Raw genomic sequence first — 18,672 nt, forward strand, 5'->3', positions numbered from 1 at the left:
AATCACATTATGCACCTACTCATGATTTTTATTGCTGGGGCGATCGCCTACAGTTTACGACATTATGCCCACATCCCCGCAGGAAATTGGCATTTAAGATGGCGAAAAACTCTATTTTTATTCCTCTTTCCTCCCTTACTCATCTTCATGACTGTCACCGCTGTGTTTTGCATGGGTACACAGGGGAAAATGGGAGGAATGTCTACAGGTTCTTTTAGCTATCTCCTGTCCTTAATTTTTCTCGCTATTTTCAACATTTTAGGCATTAAACAGGCTTTTCAAGGTTGGAAATCTGTAAAATCTGCCCGTGAATGTCCACAAATCAATCTAGCAGGTAAATCAGTCAGACTCCTAGAAACCAAGGCTTTATTTGCCGGTCAAATGGGATTTTGGCAACCAGAATTAGTAGTCAGTCAAGGATTGGTAGAAAATCTCTCCCCAGAACACCTAGAAAGCGTTCTCGCACACGAACAAGGACATTACCAATATAGGGATACATTCTGGTTTTTTTGGCTCGGCTGGGTGCGTTCTTGTACCTCCTGGTTGCCAAATACAGAAGCACTTTGGCAAGAATTATTAATGTTGCGAGAATTAAGGGCTGATAGTTATGCAGCTTCCCAAGTAGATCCCCTAATTTTAGCGGAATCTTTATTGTTAGTGGTGAGTAACCAAACCCTAACATCAGAAGTTTGTTGTGCAGCTTTAGGTTCTTCTGCTGTTGATCGGTTGGAACAAAGAATAGACGCTTTATTAACACCAACAGAACCAACTTCAGAAATGCCATTCCAATCTTGGCATATTTTTCTATTAGCATTTCTGCCTTTGGTAACGGTGATTTTCCATACCTGATCAACATTAAAACTCTTGTGGGTTGGGCATCTTGCCCGCCTTAACTGTGCAAATTAAAGGTTTTTCAGTTTATTCCTCACTAGCAACTTGGGTTAAGACTTTACCCAAATACTCATAATGCTCAAGTTGATTATAAATCTGTGCCGAAATCCGGATCAACAAACGCGGATTTCCCTCCCAAGGTATCACAGGCACTTCAATTCCAAATCTATCCAATAACTGATCATGGAAAAACATAAAATCCCAATCTGCTAACTTTCTATAAATTGGTAAAACTGCCATTGAACCAATCATTTCTTCTGGACAAACCGGCGCAACTTCCAACACTTCACAAAGTAAGTTTCTCGCTGCTAAAACCATCTGGTGATTACGCTGCATTAATTCTATCCACCCACCAGGTAACAGGGAATCCATAAAATCAATTGCTTTTGGTACGCACATATAAGCAGTCGGATCATCCGTACCCATCCAGTCAAATTCTAATTGAAAGCGACTTTTATCAGTTCGGGGAGAATTTGCACCATGACTAATTGTTAAAGGGCGGATTTTTGTTTGTTGATCCCTTTGCACATATAAAAAACCTGCACCCTTGGGCGCACATAACCATTTATGACAATTACCTACATAATAATTCGCGCCAATTTCCACTAAATTTAAAGGAATCATCCCCGGTGCATGAGAACCATCAACCAGGGTATCTACTCCCTGTGCTTGCAACTGCTTAACTAACTCTTGAATAGGGAAAATTAACGCCGTTTGGCTAGTAACATGATCTAACAGTGCTAACTTTGTTTTTGGTGAAACCTGTTCCATCACTGCTGTCACTACTTCCTGCGGTGAAGCAATAGGAAAAGGAATTTTAGCCACCACCACCCGCGCACCTGTGCGACTCGCAATAAAATCTAAGGCATTTCTGCAAGCGTTATATTCATGGTTAGTTGTGAGAATTTCGTCTGCTGGTGAAAAATTCAGCGATCGCAGTACAGCATTCACCCCTGTCGTCGCATTCGGCACAAATACCAAATCTTCAAAATCACTACCAATAAACTTTGCTAATTTGCTTCTAGCATTATCTATCAATATTTCCCAATCTCGGCCAAAAAACCTCACAGGTTCAGCTTCTAGCTGTTGACGTAATCTTTGCTGAACCTCCAAAACCGCTTTTGGACAAGCACCAAAAGACCCATGATTGAGAAATATCACCTCTGGATCAAGTGACCAGAACTTCTCAAAATCAAAAGCATGAAGTTTGAAATTTTCTGTTTCTTTCTTCATGCTTTATCCTTTTATTTATTGAACTCCCCAGGCCGGATTCGAACCAGCGACCAATCGATTAACAGTCGATCGCTCTACCGCTGAGCTACTGAGGAACGCTCGCAATGATTACTATATTAGACTGAAAAACAGATGATGTCAACTACTTTGGCAAAAATTTTTTTATTTATTTTTTGATTTAATTTTCGATATTGTTTTTATACTGCTGGTACATATAGCCGTACACAGAGTATTTAGGACATCAATAAATAGTGAAACTCTGATTACAAAAGGGTTTCACTCCTGACTCCTGCTATATAATATAATTGATTCCAGGCTAAAGCCACTCCCGGTAAGGAGTTCAGATATTTTTGCGAATCGTAAATTAAAGTCCCATTCTTAATTGTGCTAACTTCTGTCTAGCCTGATCATCAATAGCATTAGCTAAAAATCTGCTTTTGGGTTGTTTCTTGGGTTGATATCTATGACGCATCCGACAAACCGTAGCTTCCACTTCACCGCATAATTGATGTGCTGATAACCATTGGGCCCCATACCCCTGAACCATCAACTGCTGCGCTCGGTCTGATGTGGCAACAATGACGCGAGAAATTAAACACTGGGCGATTTGGTGACGTAAACCCGCACAAGCTTTTTCAATGTAAGTATCTGCGGTCTGTCCAAAGTCTGTGTAATGCACTGTGAGAAATTCTGTAATCATTTCTCGACTACCAGCAGCGTTTTGATATTGGGCATCAAAGATAATTTGAGTTTCATATCCTTGAAACGCGCTATAATTAGTTATAGCTTCCACTAATTCACCTCGTGCTGCCTCTAGTCCAGCATCATCACGAGTTTTTTTCAAGCAAGGCCAAGCGCCTATAATGTTGTAGCCATCCACTAACAAAATGGATGGGATGATAGAACGGGGCATGGTTTTTAATCACAATTATCTAGAGTTAACAAAAATCATTCATAAGACTTATAGTAATTGAAGTATAGCTTGTAACATCATGCTACAGAAAATAAAAAATGCCTCCCATAATGAAAATACACTCTCTGACAGAGGGCAATACTTGGGAAAAGCAACTAAAAATCCGAGTTATAAAAGTTTTTTATCTAAAAATAAATAATTCTTATATTTAAGGGAACAGGGAACAGGGAACAGAAGGCAAAAGACAAGAAATTTCTTCATATCTCTTGTCTATCAACTGTCACCTGTCACCTGTCACCTGTCACCTGTCACCTGTCACCTATTTCACAAAGATTCCCCATCTATTGTCATTAGTCGCTGTTTGAGACGTTCAGCTTCACCCGCATCAACTAAAACACCTCTTTCTAATAAAAACGCGCCATCACAATAATTTAATTCATCCAAACGGTGTGTTACCCACAAAGCCGTAATACCGCGATTTTTTACCAAACGACGCACACTAGCTACTAAATCTAATTGACTATCTGGATCTAATAAAGCCGTGGGTTCATCTAATAATAAAACTTCACAGTGACGAGCGATCGCCCCAGCAATTGCCACACGCTGTTTTTGTCCACCAGAAAGTGCATAAATAGGCCTGCGTTGTAAAGATAGTAAATTGACTGCGCCTAAAGCCTCCTCTACCCTAGCTTTGACCATAGCAGGTGGCAACTTTTCCTCCACCAACCCAAAAGCCACATCAGCGCCAACAGTGGGCATAACTAATTGATGATCAGGATTTTGGAACACAAAACCCACAGGAGGAGAAATACCAATTTCCCCAGACTGCGGAGCTAATAAACCGGCGATTAATCTTAAAAGAGTTGACTTCCCACTGCCATTAGTACCCAAAAGCATCCAAAATTCACCTTTAGGGACTTTGAGAGAGCAAGATTTAATTACTTGCTCCCCACTAGGCCAAAAGAAGTTCAAATTATTAACTTCAATGCCTACCGCTGTCATTTTTATACCTTGGTTTATTCAGCCATAGTGAAAGCAGCAAAGCCCGGAGGTTTACCACTGCTACTAGCTGCACCATCTTTCTGCGAAATTTGGACTCCCGAAATTTCACTAGCACGGACAGCAATTTTTTTCTCAGTTTTGCCTTCGCACTTGAGTTCAACAATATCGGGGTTGCCAGTACGCATTGCTGCTAAAATAAGCTGATAAACAGCTTCAGCATCTTCAGCAGACTTACGTTGTACTGAGATTGGGAAAGCAGTATTTCTGATGCTTAAGTCGATGGTAAACATTTACAAGTAATCACATTTCACTGACTGTAGGAATAATTCTAGCGTTATTAGTCATTAGTTATTAGTTATTAGTTATTGGGCATTGGGCATTGGGCATTGGGCATTGGTTAACCCATTACCAATTACCAATTACCAATTACCCATTACCCATTACCCATTACCAAGATTAAAATTTATCTCCAAGAACACTGGAAAAATTAGAGAAAAGCACTTATTATGATTAGAGACAGTAAAAAATTGTAAACTAGATTAACAATCTGGTTAAATATCTGCTTACAGGCGGTTGTATGATAACCAAATATAAGCAGGTAAAATCCGTACTTATAATATTCGGAGATTTTTCTCATGACCATTGCAGTTGGACGCGCCCCGTCAAGAGGGTGGTTTGACGTACTAGACGACTGGTTAAAGCGCGATCGCTTCGTATTCGTAGGTTGGTCAGGTGTTTTATTATTCCCCTGTGCCTTCCTCGCATTAGGCGGTTGGTTAACCGGTACAACCTTCGTTACCTCCTGGTACACCCACGGATTAGCATCCTCCTACTTAGAAGGTGCAAACTTCCTGACAGTAGCAGTATCCACACCCGCAGACAGCATGGGACATTCCCTGTTGTTCCTGTGGGGACCAGAAGCACAAGGTGATTTCACCCGTTGGTGTCAACTCGGTGGTTTATGGCCATTCGTAGCACTGCACGGAGCATTCGGTTTGATTGGCTTCATGTTACGCCAATTTGAAATTGCCAGACTTGTAGGCATTCGTCCTTACAACGCTCTCGCATTTTCCGGTCCCATTGCCGTATTCGTCAGCGTATTCTTGATGTACCCCTTGGGACAATCTAGCTGGTTCTTTGCACCCAGCTTTGGAGTAGCAGCAATCTTCCGTTTCTTATTATTCCTGCAAGGTTTCCACAACTGGACACTCAACCCCTTCCACATGATGGGAGTAGCAGGTATTCTCGGTGGTGCATTACTGTGTGCGATCCACGGTGCAACCGTAGAAAACACCTTATTTGAAGACGGCGAAGGTTCAAACACATTCCCCGCATTCAATCCTACCCAAGCAGAAGAAACCTATTCAATGGTGACAGCAAACCGTTTCTGGTCACAGATTTTCGGTATCGCTTTCTCCAACAAACGCTGGTTACACTTCTTCATGTTGTTTGTACCCGTAACCGGGTTGTGGATGAGTTCAGTAGGTATCGTTGGTTTAGCATTAAACCTGCGGGCTTATGACTTCGTTTCCCAAGAATTACGGGCAGCAGAAGACCCAGAATTTGAAACCTTCTATACCAAAAACATTTTGTTGAACGAGGGTATCCGCGCTTGGATGGCTCCTCAAGACCAACCCCACGAACAATTTGTATTCCCTGAAGAAGTATTACCACGTGGTAACGCTCTCTAATTTGATGATGAATTAATCAAATCCTTTAGTATTCATCCTTTTTAATTTACCCCCAGGCTTATAGTCTGGGGTTTTTTAATAGTCATTAGTCATTAGCCGTCATTATTGATTTTTACCCAATCACCAATCACCAATCACCAATCACCAATCACCTCCTGACTATTGCCAAAATAATTTTTTGTGTTATGATAATTTCAGGTTAAAAACCCAGAGTTTTGCGCTCTGCCTTTTTGAAACTAAGACCGATTAGGCAACAAGGAGGTGATGCCCATGATAGAAAGTAGTAAAAGCATGGGTCATCAGGTTGCAGTTAGCCGGCTGTGCGCCGGGGCTGTTCTCTAAAAGTTAGCCTTAGTTATCCTGAGATACTAAGTTAGCTCAAGTAGCTAGGCTAAAAGTCGGAGTTCCTTCCGGCAGTCTGGTTGCAACCTGAAGACCCGCTAGACCGCCCTAAGTTAGATCATCAGATTTAATTTAGGGCGGATAGTCTTTTATGGGTGTATTATTTTTTAATGCTGCAATTATTCTATTTGTTTTTGAAATCTGCTATATAAAACCTAGACAAAGCTAGACTTTACTTTCTACTTCAACGGGAGCATGGGAGCGGTTATCCCTCAGTAGACTTGCACGCTGTAGCCCAACGCGACTTTCTCAGGTTAAGATTTGGAAACAGACTATCACTATCAATGCTTGGTTTTCGCGTCGGTAATAGTCTGATTCAATACTTGATATCTGAGGATTATATATCAAGTTGGCATTTTTCTGAGCTAACTTATGTCAATTTTTGTCAACATAAGTATATTTTTGTCTATAAAATGGTCAACTTAGGACAAGCTCTTCACTAACATATCTATTATATTGTTCCCAAGTCAAACAACTGGCTATGGCTTATTTAAAAGAATTTAGCTGCGCTTCATGGAACATTCAGACTTAGCAGGACATCCTCAAAATAGAGAGAGGTTTTTGCTAATAGAGGAAATTGTCCAATTGCAACAGCAAAGAAATTTAATCTAACAGATGTGATTTTTTAAATCATTTACCAACAGTTAGTAATTTTATGGACAAATGTCTTCAAACTACTTTGACCGGTGTTATCCGGAATGGGCAAACTGCAATACCCCATATCCCTCAGCTAAAAGCCGCTGGGACTACTTTTGCACTTCTCCTAATTGTTTTGATTGCCTCGTATCAACCGCGTTTTCTTGCTCTTGCACCTAGGCTTGACTCCTTTTTTAGCGATATACGCAGGAAGCTTGTAGTAGCTGGACTTTCACCCCTCGATTTGATAGTCATTAGCTCTTGGAGATTTATGTATATTTTACCATCTTTGATGATAAAAACTATGAATATTTATAACACTTTTGGCAAAAGCTGCTTTTATGTTTTTGTCCTGTATATGTGTGGTGTGAGTGGAAAATAGTTAATTGCTTGGTTGTGATTGAGAATATGATACCAGCTTATTTGCGCGGTATTTAATTGATAAATTTTATCTTGATCATTAGGCTGAGATATTTTATAATATAAAACTATGATTTAGATGCTTTTACATAAGTTAATTGCATGATTTTTTAACGTTTCGTTAATCATTTTTTAACTTTGTAAAAACTAAAATCGTAGTGTTGGCAGCTATGCCTCATCCACAGGTCGCAGAAAGATGTCGCATTTCGGATAAGTAGGTACTACAAAAACAGTCATCTATAAACGGTGTGAGGAGTAAAAGAAAGATGTCTAATCTCTTGTGGAAGTCTCTGGTGGTTAGCCCAGCGGTTTTAGGAGCAGCGTTATTAGTTTCAGGAACAGCTGTTGCCGCTGCAAATGCCACCACTGAAGTATCAACACTGGAAACTCAAGCCGCTACAGAAGTTTCCCAACAGCCTGAAGTTTTAGCTCCAGTCGCTTCAGAAACGCAGGTTTTAGCACAGGTTCAAAGCTACAGCCACGAAGGTCAAAATTTACAGTCGCAAGTTACATCAGTATCTCAGTTTTCTGATGTTCAGCCTACCGATTGGGCGTTCCAAGCATTGCAATCTTTGGTAGAAAGATATGGCTGTATTGCGGGTTATCCCAATGGTACATATCGCGGCAACCGGGCATTAACCCGTTATGAATTTGCTGCTGGTTTAAATGCTTGTTTAGATCGTGTTAACGAATTGATCGCCACAGCTACAGCTGATTTGGTGACAAAACAGGATTTAGCGACTTTACAGCGTCTGCAAGAAGAATTTTCTGCGGAACTGGCAACTTTACGGGGTCGTGTAGATACTTTGGAAGCCCGTACTGCCGAGTTAGAAGCGAATCAATTCTCTACTACCACCAAATTACAAGGTGAAGCAATTTTTGCTGTCACTGATTCTTTGGGCGCTACTCCTCCTGGACAAACTGTTTTGCAAAATAGAGTTCGTTTGAACCTGCAAAGCAGCTTCACAGGTAGAGATATGTTGAATACTCGTTTGACTGCGGGTAATGCCCAAGGTTTTGGAACCACAGATGAAACTAACCAAACCTTTGAAGTTGGTAGCACTGGTAATAACAATGTTGAGATTGACAAACTGACTTATGAAGCTCCTATTGGTCCGGCACAGGTCTACATAGCAGCTACTGGTGGTCAGCATAGCCATTATGCAGCAGTTAACAACCCTTACTTCTTCGATAAAACAGATGGCGGTAATGGTGCTTTAAGTACCTTTAGTTCGGAAAATCCCATCTATAGAATAGGTGGTGGTTCAGGTATTGCTGTTAATGTACCCTTTGGACAAGGCGGCGGTATTCTCAAACCAAGTTCATTAACTTTAGGTTACTTGGCTTCTGGAAACACAACTTCTGGGGCTGAAAACCCTGCTAATGGTGCAGGTTTGTTTGATGGTAACTATGCGGCTTTAGGTCAGTTAAACTTCAATGTTGGTAATCGCCTTGCTTTAGCTGCTACCTATGTTCATGGTTATCATGGTGCTGGTAGTACCTTGTTTGATGCAGGACGTGATGGAGGTGCTGTTGTCGGTACAACACTAGCTAATAATCTGAGTTCACCAAGCGGCTCTTCCAGTAACTCCTACGGTGTTTCCGCAGCGTTCAAACCCAGCCAAAGACTATCTATCAGTGGTTTCGTTTCTTACCACGATATTACAGGCTTTGCTGCAAATGATGATTATGAAGCTTGGAGTTATGGAGTTGGGGTAGCGTTACCTGACTTTGGTAAGAGAGGGAACGTATTAGGTATTTTCGGTGGCGTTCAACCCTATACCTTTAATAATACTGGTGGTCCTAACACTGGTGATATACCTTACCAAGTTGAAGGTTTCTACAAGTATCGCGTTTCTGATAACATCTCTGTCACCCCTGGTGTGATTTGGTTACCTGCTGTTGGACAGAACAGCAATAGCCAGGATGCCTTTATTGGAACTCTCAGAACAACGTTTACTTTCTAGATGAAGAACGTTGGTAGTCTGCTAACAATCTTTTAATCTTTTTTGCCCGCCATGAGGCGGGTTTTTTGTTTTGGGCAGAAAAAACTTAGAACGGTCAGGAGTCAGTCGTAGGGGCAACCCCCTGTGGTTGCCCTCTTGAGTCAGGAGTCAGTACCTGGGCAAAATTAATTGAACATTTTTGGAACAAACAAAAATCTCTGTAAACCTTATCTGTTCCCTGTTTCCTGTTCCCTGTTCCCTGTTCCCTGCCCGCTACGCTGAGGGTAGGGACTTTCGCAGAATCATGTTAAAGGCTTTTAGCACTGTCACCTGCTATAGCTGATTGATGATGGCTGATAGCTGAATACTCAAAAAAAGTACAAACCCCAGTGGAAAACCGGAGTATACTAGAAAAAGTTATGAATTATGAATAATTAATGATCCTTTATCCTTAACTGCTGCTTGTGGAACTATCCTGTAAATCTGAATACGCAATTCTGGCGTTATTAGAAATGGCAACTCATTACGAAAGCGGCGAACCGATGCAAATTCGACAAATCGCCGCCCAACAAGATATACCAGATCGCTATTTAGAACAGCTACTTGCTACTTTGAGGCGTGGGGGTATAGTGAAAAGTCAACGCGGTTCAAAAGGTGGCTATCTGTTAGCGCGAGAACCTTGGAAAATTAGCGTTTTTGATATTTTGGAATGTTTAGAAGGGTTTGATATTAAGACTGGTGAAGACGATACTAACCCCAAAAGTTTAGATAGTGCCATTGTAGAAGAAATTTGGCAAGAAGCGCGTCAAGCTGCAAATGCGGTCTTACAAAAATATTCGCTTCAGGATCTTTGTGAACAGCGAGATTCACGGAGGCAGTTAGATATCATGTACTACATCTAAAGGAATCAAAAGTTATTATGCGGGTTGCTCGGAATATTACAGAATTGGTTGGACGGACTCCCTTAGTGCAGTTAAACCGTATTCCCCAAGAGGAAGGTTGTGTAGCACGGATTTTGCTGAAACTGGAAAGCATGAACCCATCGGCATCGGTAAAAGACCGCATCGGTGTGAGTATGATTAATGATGCTGAACGGGAAGGTTTAATCACTCCTAGTAAGACGGTGTTGGTAGAACCAACATCGGGAAATACGGGTATTGCTTTGGCAATGACAGCGGCGGCTAAGGGGTATAAATTAATTTTGACTATGCCGGAAACCATGAGTGCTGAACGTCGGGCGATGCTGCGTGCCTATGGGGCAGAGTTGGAATTAACACCGGGTATTGAGGGGATGAGTGGGGCGATTCGCAGAGCGCAGGAAATTGTGGAGACTACACCACACTCGTATATGTTGCAACAGTTCCGTAATCCTGCTAATCCTAAAATACATCGAGAAACTACAGCCTTGGAAATTTGGGAAGATACGGATGGCCAGGTTGACATGATTGTGGCGGGTGTGGGTACTGGTGGTACTATTACTGGTGTGGCGGAAGTTTTGAAGGCGAAGAAACCTAGTTTTCAGGCGATCGCTGTTGAACCTGCTAATAGTCCTGTGTTATCTGGTGGTAAACCAGGACCCCATAAAATTCAGGGTATTGGGGCGGGTTTTGTTCCCCAAGTTTTGAATGTAAAATTGATTGATGAAGTGATTGGTGTCACTGATGAAGAGGCGATCGCTTTCAGTCGTAGATTAGCAAGAGAAGAAGGACTATTATCGGGGATTTCTAGTGGTGCTGCTTTATGTGCTGCTGTGCGTGTCGCCCAACGTTCAGAAAATGCAGGACGTTTAATAGTCATGATTCAACCTAGTTTTGGCGAAAGATATTTGAGTACACCTTTGTTTCAAGATTTAGAAGCTAAGACGGTCAACTAAGCGTTTAGGTGACAGGTGACAGGTGACAGGTGACAGGTGACAGGTGACAGGTGACAGGTGACAGTCAGTAGGGGTTTAGCAATGCTAAACCCACATAGGAGTCAGGAGTCAGTGAACAGTGAACAGATTAATAATAAAATTTATTGATAACTAATTACTGATGACTGATAACTGATAATTGAATCATGGAAGATTCTAACCATTACGAAACACTAAAAGTTAAAAATAATGCCAGCCAAGCGGAGATTAAACAAGCATATCGCCGCTTGGTAAAAATGTTTCATCCTGACAGTAATCAGGAAACAGCTAATCATGAGGAAATTATTAGAATTAATGCTGCTTATGAAGTTTTGAGTGATGTTCAAAGTCGTCTGCAATATGATGAACAAATCAGAAAAGATGCCCAAACATCAAATGTTCACCGTCAAGAAAGAACCGCATCTGCTCAAAAACGACATAAGGCTAAAAAACAATCTGGAAAAGATGCAGATGAAAAGGTAGAAGAGTGGTTGCGTCTAGTGTATCAACCGGTTAACCGTTTGCTTTGTCGGATTCTTAATTCTTTAGAATTACAGATTGAAGAATTAGCTGCTGATCCTTTTGATGATGAGTTAATAGATAAATTTCAAGAATATTTAGATACTTGTCGGGAGGATTTTAAAAAGGCTCAAAATACTTTTCGTTCTTTACCAAATCCTCCTAGTTTAGCTAGGGCGGCGGCGCATCTTTATTATAGTTTAAATCAGGTGGGTGATGGTTTGGAAGAGTTGGGCTATTTTCCTTTAAATTATGATGATCGTTATTTACATACTGGTCAAGAAATGTTTAGAATAGCGACGCGGTTACATTGTGAAGCGCAAGAATCAGTGGGGTGAAAAATGGTAAGGAGTCAGAAATTTTTATACATCAAATATTTAACGCATTGAGATTTATGTTATAATAAAATTTATATAGGTTGGAATATTATGGAAAGAATTTCTGTTAACCCACAAATTCACTTTGGTAAACCATGTATATCAGGTACAAGAATTACAGTCCAAAGTATTCTTGAACTTGTGAAAGAAGGACTTTCCTTTGAGACAATTATTCAAGAGTATTATCCAGACTTGGAAGTTGAAGATATTCGTGCTTGTTTGCGATATGCGATCGCTTTGGTAGCTGCTGAGGACATTCATCTAATATCAGCTTAACCATGAAATTTTTACTGGATCAAGATGTATATGCAGTTACCGCTAGATTCCTTGCTGATGGTGGACATGATGTTGTGCTTGTAGCTGAAATTGGTCTTTCCCAAGCAAGAGATGAAGAAATACTGAAAACAGCACAGGAACAAAACAGAATTGTTGTGACAAGAGACAGAGACTATGGAAATCTTGTTTTTGTCAGATCACTTGGAACTGGAGTTATCTACCTGCGTATTTTACCTAGCAATGTCAATGCTGTTCACAGTGAATTTACTAGAGTTTTACAATCATACTCTGAAGCAGAATTAGTAGGAGCATTTGTTGTTATAGAACCAGAAGGACATAGACTGAGAAAACCATTTTCTTAAACATTTTTTATTTTCCGTGTGAGGGGTTTTCTCCACAAATTAATATCTTGAGTAAAAAATATTTAATCGGTGGGTAATTTCCTTACTATTTTTTAAACCTAACCCGACTATTCGCGGTGTTGAGGGAAGATGTCCTATATTTGCCTCTAAAGTAAAATTATAATCTTCGTATTTTACCCATTCATTCTTAGCAATATTTTCTATCCAACCGCATCCAATTATAAACTGTTGATGATATTGAAAAATTTGTTTTTGAATACTAAACCCAAACCTACCATCACTATATTTAACCCAAAGTTGATTAATTATATGTAAATCATAGCGAGGAAATTTTTCAATTTCTCCATCATCTAACCAACCTTTATCTTCACGTTCAGATATTTTCAACATTAGAGAATAGGTTTCTTTATCAGCATCTTTCCACTTTTGTGCAGATAATAATTGCTGTAATTTTCTATAATCCATTCCCGAAGCATGAGATACTAAAGTTAATTCATCTGTTAATTGGGATAATTGTAATTGTAAATGTGATAAAGCTTGTAAAATAGTTGGTTGTTCTGGTTGTTGAATGTGAGTTTGTAATTGTGATATTTGTGCTTTTATCTCTGCTAATTCTTGGATAATTTGGGTATTTGCTTGTGGTTCATTTAACATTGCTTTTAACTTCTCTATTTCTTCTGTAGCTTGACTTAAATTATTCTTGGTTTCTGTGGTTATTTGTTCACTGGTTTCTAGGTTCTCTTGTGTTTCACGAAGTTGAGATTTTAATGTTTGTATTTCTGTTTGTAAAGTTTGAACAGTAACCAGTAAACTATTTTGAGTTTCTTTTAGTTCGGTTCTCGCGTTTCTCAATTCTTCTATTGCTTTTTCGTAAACTCCTAAAGGTGTTTTCCAGTTGTTATCAGATGTCATCATAAAATTCACCCTCTTTTTACCTGATATTGATTAATTACCTTTTAATTACCTTTTAATATTTTTTGTGAATAACTACCCTGTAATTTCAATTGCTCTTGTTGACCATAATCAGCTATTGTACTACGCCAAAATTCACATAATAAACCATATTTCATCCAGTCTTCAATTGCTCTCCGTCTTAATTCTGGAGATTTTCTGACTAAAGCGGCCATCATTGCTGCATTATGTTGTAATTGTCCATAGGTTTCTAACACTTGATCAATAGGTGTGTTTTCATTTAATTTACTCAATTCATAACATTGATTTAATTTATAAAGCTGCATATCGGAAATACTACCACCAAATTTCCAGCCAATTCCTAATTGTTGTCTACATTTATCTAAGGGGTTGGGTAAAGCATGGTGTAAATGTCTTTTTAATTCATTACGGATAAATTCTAATTTACCATCTATTGCTTCATCTATTTTATCTATCAGTTGACTTGCATCTGCGAATAATTGATTTTCTAAATTTTCGACTCTTTGCAAACTACTATCTACACCTGCAATAGCTTCCATCACTGCTAATGAAAGTTGATTAATACGATTTTCTAAATAAAAGTTGGTTTGACTAATTGTTTGTTGTGAGTCTTTGATTACTTGTTCTCTTAATTGATTAATTTCTTCTAAATTAGCCTTGACTTTATCGTTAGCATGATTCAGCAAGTTTTCAATATCTACTTTTGTTTGAGTTTCTAAATCTTCTATTTCTTGAAGACGTTGTTGTGATACATAGTCAAATTGATCAGCTAGAGGTTTGAGTTTATGATCAAATAAGTTGGATATTTCTTGACTACTTTCTTTAATCACGTCTTTTGCTGCACGTTCAAATTTTTTAACTACACCCCCAAACAACCATCCGATCATTTTTTAACATCCTTTCAGCACAAATTTCAATATTATTTCAACATCATAAATATAACACTGAAATCAATAAGTATATAATGATGTTACAAAAAATTTACAAAAAATATTATATGAACATAAACATTAATTTAGTTGTTAATTTAGTTTTCTGTTATTTTTCATTGGGTAACAAAATTAATAATGATACAGCAGTTTCCTAAGTTATGAAGTACAAGGTTAACAGGCAAGATGCCTGTTCCACAAGGGCTTGATGATGTGAGTTTGTATCTCACTAAGATGAAATATACTGTATTATACAACGTCTGATCCGTAGGTAGCGATCGCATATCAATACTGTTAGGTTAAGAGTTTTTGTAGGTTGGGTTAAGCAATAGCGCAACCCAACAAAAGCTTATAAATGTTGGGTTTCGTTCCTCAACCCAACCTACTTAATTCTATTTTTTCAGCTTAACCGACAAGTATTGGATCGCATATCCCAGTACCTATTAAATAGTTACCAGTTAAAAAAACAACTGACCACTGACCACTGACAACTGACCACAGAAGCACAAATTGGTTTACACTGGAAACAGTGAAAGATTAAGAAATATTAAATTTTTACCAGTGCAGTCATGGAATGTATCATAAATCGCCGCGCTCAGTTTTCAGCTACTCATCGGTATTGGTTGCCAGAATTGAGTGAAACCGAGAACCTAGAAAAGTTTGGTCCTTTCTCGAAATTCCCCGGTCAAGGTCATAACTATGTATTATTTATATCCATGTCTGGTGAACTGGATGAGTATGGAATGGTGTTAAACCTCTCTGATGTGAAACACACCATCAAAAATGAAGCTACCGGTCAACTAGATTTTTCTTACCTGAATGATGTGTGGCCAGAATTTAAAGAAACTCTCCCCACCACAGAAAATATTGCTAAAGTCATCTGGGAACGGTTAGCACCTCATTTACCCATCGTTAAGGTGCAGTTGTTAGAACATCCGCAGATGTGGGCAGAATATCAAGGAGAAGGAAAAACAGCTTCTTTAACTGTCAGAAGTCACTTTAGCGCCGCCCATCGTTTAGCACCTAACCTGAGTGTAGAAAAATATGGTAAATGTACCCGCACCCACGGACACAACTATCATTTAGAAGTGACTGTAGAAGGGGAAATGGACTCACGTACAGGAATGATCGTAGATGTTCGCGCTTTAAATAAAGTGATTGAATATCATATTTTGGAATTATTTGATCACTCCTGCATTAATGAAGATATCCCTTATTTTGCTGAATCACAAATAGTTCCCACCACAGAAAATATCTCTCGTTACATTAGTGATTTACTGCAATCTCCAATTCAAGAATTAGGAGTAAAATTATCCCAGGTGAAATTATTTGAAAGTGATCAACTGTGGGTAGAATACAAAGGTAATGGATCAGAAACATTTTTCAATGTAGCTACTGATTTTAGTGCAGCGCACAGATTAGCTCATCCTGATTTGAGTTTAGAGAAAAATAAACAAATTTACGGTAAATGCGCTCGCATTAATGGACATGGACATAATTATCATTTAGAAGTCACCGTCAAAGGGGAAATTGATCCAATCACAGGAATGGGAGTTGATTTAGGTGGTTTAAATCAAATCATTAAAAATTCTGTAATTGAACCAATGGATCATGGTTTCTTAAATAAAGACGTTTCCTTTTTTGGTGAAGTTGTACCCACAGCAGAAAACATCGCATTTTATATTAGTGATATTTTGCGATCGCCCATTCAAAAACTAGGGGCAACACTGCACAAAATTAAACTCATTGAAAGTCCCAATAACTCCTGTGAAATTTATGCTGCTGACTTAGATCAAACTTCTGTAGATGTAGGAATAAAACAACTAGAATTAGCAGCAGTTTAAGTTAAGTAGGGGCGAAGCATTCGCAAAATAGCCTTGGACAAAAATTGATAATTAGTCACTCGAATGCTTCGCCCGTAAAGGAGTCAGAATATTTATACTGCATCCTTTTCTTGACTTCTCACTTTTCATCATTTAAAAAAATATCGACGATGGGCTAAATTTCGTAAATAACGATAAATTAACCAGGCCACAAAACCTAAACAAAAATTAATAAAAATTTCCCTAAATATCAACAATAAAATCTCAGTATCAAAAATTCGTATTATTGGTAAAGGACTAACTTTTCTCACCAAAATAAAAACGCCCAAAATAGCATTACCACCGAAAATTAATATCAACAAAATTAAACATCTTTGCCAAAAACGCTGCTTAGAAGTATTACCAGAAATTAAAATCAAAGGACGTTTACCTTGCACTTTTCGCAGAAATTGTTCTAACCGCCAAAACAACCATAACAAAAAAGGAAATAAACAATAACCAAGCAAACTAATAGGACGGGGATAAACCCAACTTCTAGATAAAATATTTACCAAAGCATGAAATAAAACTGAATTTAACCAAGCAGTAAAAATCAAACTTCTATCTTTATTTAAACGCCTTTCAGAAAAAATATATCTTCCTAACGCATACCCCCAAGGAGCAACAAACATAGAATGTACAGGAGTGCTAATAATTCGTTCTAAAATTGGTGCAGTACCATGAAACCAATAAACCCAATTTTCCTCAGCAGTAAACCCCAAAGCAGCAGCTATCGTAAACAGAAAAACCGTACTAGCGCGTAACCTATAACTGCGCTGTAAATAAAAAATAGGAAAAATTACAGCAGCAAACTTACAACCTTCTTCAACTGGACCAATAACCACCAACTGCCGCAGGGAAAAACCTACAAAAGAACGTTGTATTTTTGCCCAGTTGATAACAGAATTAGCAGCAATTTCTATTCCCCATTCTATTCCCAGTGCAACAAAACCAGATATTGCACCAACTACAAAAAAACATAATAGTTGTAGGGGAAAAGGAGGGGCAGAAATTCGCCGATAGTAAAACCATAAAAATAGTAATGGCGGAATTACTGCCCACATTAATAAAAATAAATTACTCACTTACCTGAGCAATTACAGTGCGATGACGAGGACTATTGCTAGTGATACTGGGAGTTTTAAACCCAGCCTCAATTAATGCTTTCTCAATATCTAAAGTGAAATATTCATCTAAATAAGGTTCTGTACTTTTGAGCAATGTGAAAACATAAGTAGGCATTTTTTTGTAAATTTCTGATTTTGGGTTCATGTCCATAATTGTTAAATGTCCACCTGGACGCAAAACCCGTCTCGCTTCTGCAAAAATCTTTTTAGTTGCTGACTGGGGCAATTCATGACACATTAAAAAAATAGAAACTAAATCAAAAGAATTATCTACTAATCCTGTAGATTCAGCTTGAGCATGAACCCAGTTAATGTTTGTTTGACGTTGTTGAGAACGATAGTTAGCGACTGCTAAAAAATAGGGAGATAAATCTAAACCTGTGATTTTGGCTTGGGGGTAAATTTCTTGTAAAGCAAAGGTACTCATACCCACACTACAACCTAAATCTAAAATATCTTTTGGTGGTTGGGAAATAGAACTTTTGAGGATGTTGTGATAACTTTCCCGTAGTTTAGCATCACCTTGAGCTTGGAAATCTTGCCAAATTTTAGCGTGTACCGCATAAGCAGCAGATTCAACTTCAAAAGCAGCTTGCCAACTTAGATTTCCGGTTTCGTAAGCGTGGAATGAAGTAACGTAATAGTCTGGGTAGGTGAGTTGAGGATTTTGGACTTGAGTTAAATCATTTGCCCAATCTCGTGCTTGTAATTTTTCAACTTCTTGAAACCAATTTACACCTATTTTCTCAGCCCGTTTAATCATCATTTGTCTGGCTTGGTGTTTAGCCAGGTTAAATAAAGGCTTAACTGAAAGGATGCCATTGACTAAGCGGGAAGGTAGATCAGGAGTGGTTTTGATAGCAGTAGTCATAATGTTGGTAGCGTTGAACAGCTTTATTTTACAGCAGGTGACTGGGGACTGGGGACTGGGGACCTCACAAGGGTAGGTATTTTACATTGTCGTGAGGGCAAGACTTGGAGGACAAGGAAGGACAGTGGACAAGGGCGGAAATCCGTACAAATAATGTACAATTGGTAACAACAAGCGCCGCTCAACAGACCATTTTTTGTATAAAATCTTCCTTGTCCTGCCTTAACATATAATATTAAAAACCTACCCCTGTGAGGGACTGGTATAAATCTTTTTACCCCTGCCTCCTGCCTCCTGCCTCCTTATTTACGGGAGCAATGGGATTTTGTGGGACTTTTTTCCCCTGTTCATCAACTACATATATTGTTAATAATTTTACTCATATCAATTC

16 protein-coding genes, 1 tRNA gene and 2 pseudogenes are annotated in these 18,672 nt (G+C 38.9%); 10 read left to right on the forward strand and 9 right to left on the reverse strand.

What is annotated here, in order from left to right; translation table 11 throughout:
• The first annotated feature begins 9 nt into the window (after positions 1-9).
• Positions 10-849, forward strand: a complete 840-nt coding sequence (locus K2F26_RS09415; protein ID WP_220611246.1) for a M56 family metallopeptidase — start codon at positions 10-12, stop codon at positions 847-849.
• Between the two features lie 69 nt (positions 850-918).
• On the opposite strand, the gene K2F26_RS09420 is transcribed toward K2F26_RS09415, so the two are convergent.
• The 5 genes from K2F26_RS09420 to K2F26_RS09440 all read right to left on the reverse strand — a co-directional run bounded on the left by K2F26_RS09420 (position 919) and on the right by K2F26_RS09440 (position 4,329).
• Positions 919-2,124, reverse strand: a complete 1,206-nt coding sequence (locus tag K2F26_RS09420) for an aminotransferase class V-fold PLP-dependent enzyme (protein ID WP_220611247.1) — start codon at positions 2,122-2,124, stop codon at positions 919-921.
• Positions 2,125-2,147: 23 nt separating this feature from the next.
• Positions 2,148-2,219: transfer RNA gene (locus tag K2F26_RS09425), tRNA-Asn, on the reverse strand.
• Between the two features lie 269 nt (positions 2,220-2,488).
• The gene (locus K2F26_RS09430; RefSeq protein ID WP_220611248.1) at positions 2,489-3,037 is read right to left on the reverse strand and encodes an NYN domain-containing protein; all 549 of its coding nucleotides are present in this window, start codon (positions 3,035-3,037) and stop codon (positions 2,489-2,491) included.
• Positions 3,038-3,361: 324 nt separating this feature from the next.
• Entirely contained in the window at positions 3,362-4,039 is a 678-nt protein-coding gene (locus K2F26_RS09435; protein WP_194054143.1) for an ABC transporter ATP-binding protein, read from the reverse strand.
• 14 nt (positions 4,040-4,053) lie between these two features.
• Complete coding sequence (locus tag K2F26_RS09440) at positions 4,054-4,329, reverse strand: UPF0367 protein family (RefSeq protein ID WP_220611249.1); 276 nt, start codon at positions 4,327-4,329, stop codon at positions 4,054-4,056.
• A gap of 345 nt (positions 4,330-4,674) precedes the next feature.
• On the opposite strand from K2F26_RS09440, the gene psbD reads away from it, so the two are divergent.
• The 7 genes from psbD (at position 4,675) to K2F26_RS09475 (ending at position 12,559) form a co-directional block, all read left to right on the forward strand.
• A complete protein-coding gene (gene psbD, locus K2F26_RS09445) occupies positions 4,675-5,730 on the forward strand; it encodes a photosystem II D2 protein (photosystem q(a) protein) (RefSeq protein ID WP_096566291.1) in 1,056 nt (351 codons plus the stop codon).
• A gap of 1,724 nt (positions 5,731-7,454) precedes the next feature.
• Positions 7,455-9,155, forward strand: a complete 1,701-nt coding sequence (locus K2F26_RS09450) for an iron uptake porin (protein ID WP_220611250.1) — start codon at positions 7,455-7,457, stop codon at positions 9,153-9,155.
• Positions 9,156-9,598: 443 nt separating this feature from the next.
• Positions 9,599-10,036, forward strand: a complete 438-nt coding sequence (locus tag K2F26_RS09455) for an RrF2 family transcriptional regulator (RefSeq protein ID WP_220611251.1) — start codon at positions 9,599-9,601, stop codon at positions 10,034-10,036.
• A 17-nt stretch (positions 10,037-10,053) separates the two neighbouring features.
• Positions 10,054-11,007, forward strand: a complete 954-nt coding sequence (cysK, locus tag K2F26_RS09460) for a cysteine synthase A (protein WP_220611252.1) — start codon at positions 10,054-10,056, stop codon at positions 11,005-11,007.
• Positions 11,008-11,192: 185 nt separating this feature from the next.
• The gene (locus K2F26_RS09465) at positions 11,193-11,882 is read left to right on the forward strand and encodes a J domain-containing protein (protein ID WP_220611253.1); all 690 of its coding nucleotides are present in this window, start codon (positions 11,193-11,195) and stop codon (positions 11,880-11,882) included.
• A 90-nt stretch (positions 11,883-11,972) separates the two neighbouring features.
• Positions 11,973-12,197, forward strand: coding sequence for a DUF433 domain-containing protein (locus tag K2F26_RS09470; protein ID WP_220611254.1), 225 nt, complete (start codon positions 11,973-11,975; stop codon positions 12,195-12,197).
• A 2-nt stretch (positions 12,198-12,199) separates the two neighbouring features.
• Positions 12,200-12,559, forward strand: a complete 360-nt coding sequence (locus tag K2F26_RS09475) for a DUF5615 family PIN-like protein (RefSeq protein WP_220611255.1) — start codon at positions 12,200-12,202, stop codon at positions 12,557-12,559.
• A 39-nt stretch (positions 12,560-12,598) separates the two neighbouring features.
• Here the strand turns inward: K2F26_RS09475 and K2F26_RS09480 are convergent, their stop codons facing one another.
• Both K2F26_RS09480 and K2F26_RS09485 read right to left on the reverse strand, forming a co-directional pair.
• Positions 12,599-13,474: a GUN4 domain-containing protein gene (locus K2F26_RS09480; RefSeq protein WP_220611256.1), complete on the reverse strand. Its 876-nt coding sequence runs from the start codon at positions 13,472-13,474 to the stop codon at positions 12,599-12,601.
• 41 nt (positions 13,475-13,515) lie between these two features.
• Positions 13,516-14,379: a hypothetical protein gene (locus tag K2F26_RS09485; protein WP_220611257.1), complete on the reverse strand. Its 864-nt coding sequence runs from the start codon at positions 14,377-14,379 to the stop codon at positions 13,516-13,518.
• A gap of 611 nt (positions 14,380-14,990) precedes the next feature.
• Here K2F26_RS09485 and K2F26_RS25435 point away from each other — a divergent pair.
• Positions 14,991-15,794, forward strand: a pseudogene (locus K2F26_RS25435) (6-pyruvoyl trahydropterin synthase family protein); the annotation flags it as partial.
• Between the two features lie 27 nt (positions 15,795-15,821).
• Positions 15,822-16,265: pseudogene (locus tag K2F26_RS25440) on the forward strand (6-carboxytetrahydropterin synthase); the annotation flags it as partial.
• A 128-nt stretch (positions 16,266-16,393) separates the two neighbouring features.
• Here the strand turns inward: K2F26_RS25440 and K2F26_RS09495 are convergent.
• Together K2F26_RS09495 and K2F26_RS09500 are read right to left on the reverse strand one after the other, a co-directional pair.
• Entirely contained in the window at positions 16,394-17,368 is a 975-nt protein-coding gene (locus tag K2F26_RS09495) for a PrsW family intramembrane metalloprotease (RefSeq protein WP_220611259.1), read from the reverse strand.
• Positions 17,361-18,281 carry a class I SAM-dependent methyltransferase gene (locus tag K2F26_RS09500; protein ID WP_220611260.1) on the reverse strand — a complete coding sequence of 307 codons (921 nt, stop codon included), beginning with the start codon at positions 18,279-18,281 and terminating at the stop codon, positions 17,361-17,363. The genes K2F26_RS09495 and K2F26_RS09500 overlap by 8 nt, the downstream gene beginning before the upstream one ends.
• Positions 18,282-18,672: the final 391 nt, after the last annotated feature.

Origin of the sequence: Sphaerospermopsis torques-reginae ITEP-024, from assembly GCF_019598945.1 — a bacterium.
Taxonomy (GTDB): domain Bacteria; phylum Cyanobacteriota; class Cyanobacteriia; order Cyanobacteriales; family Nostocaceae; genus Sphaerospermopsis.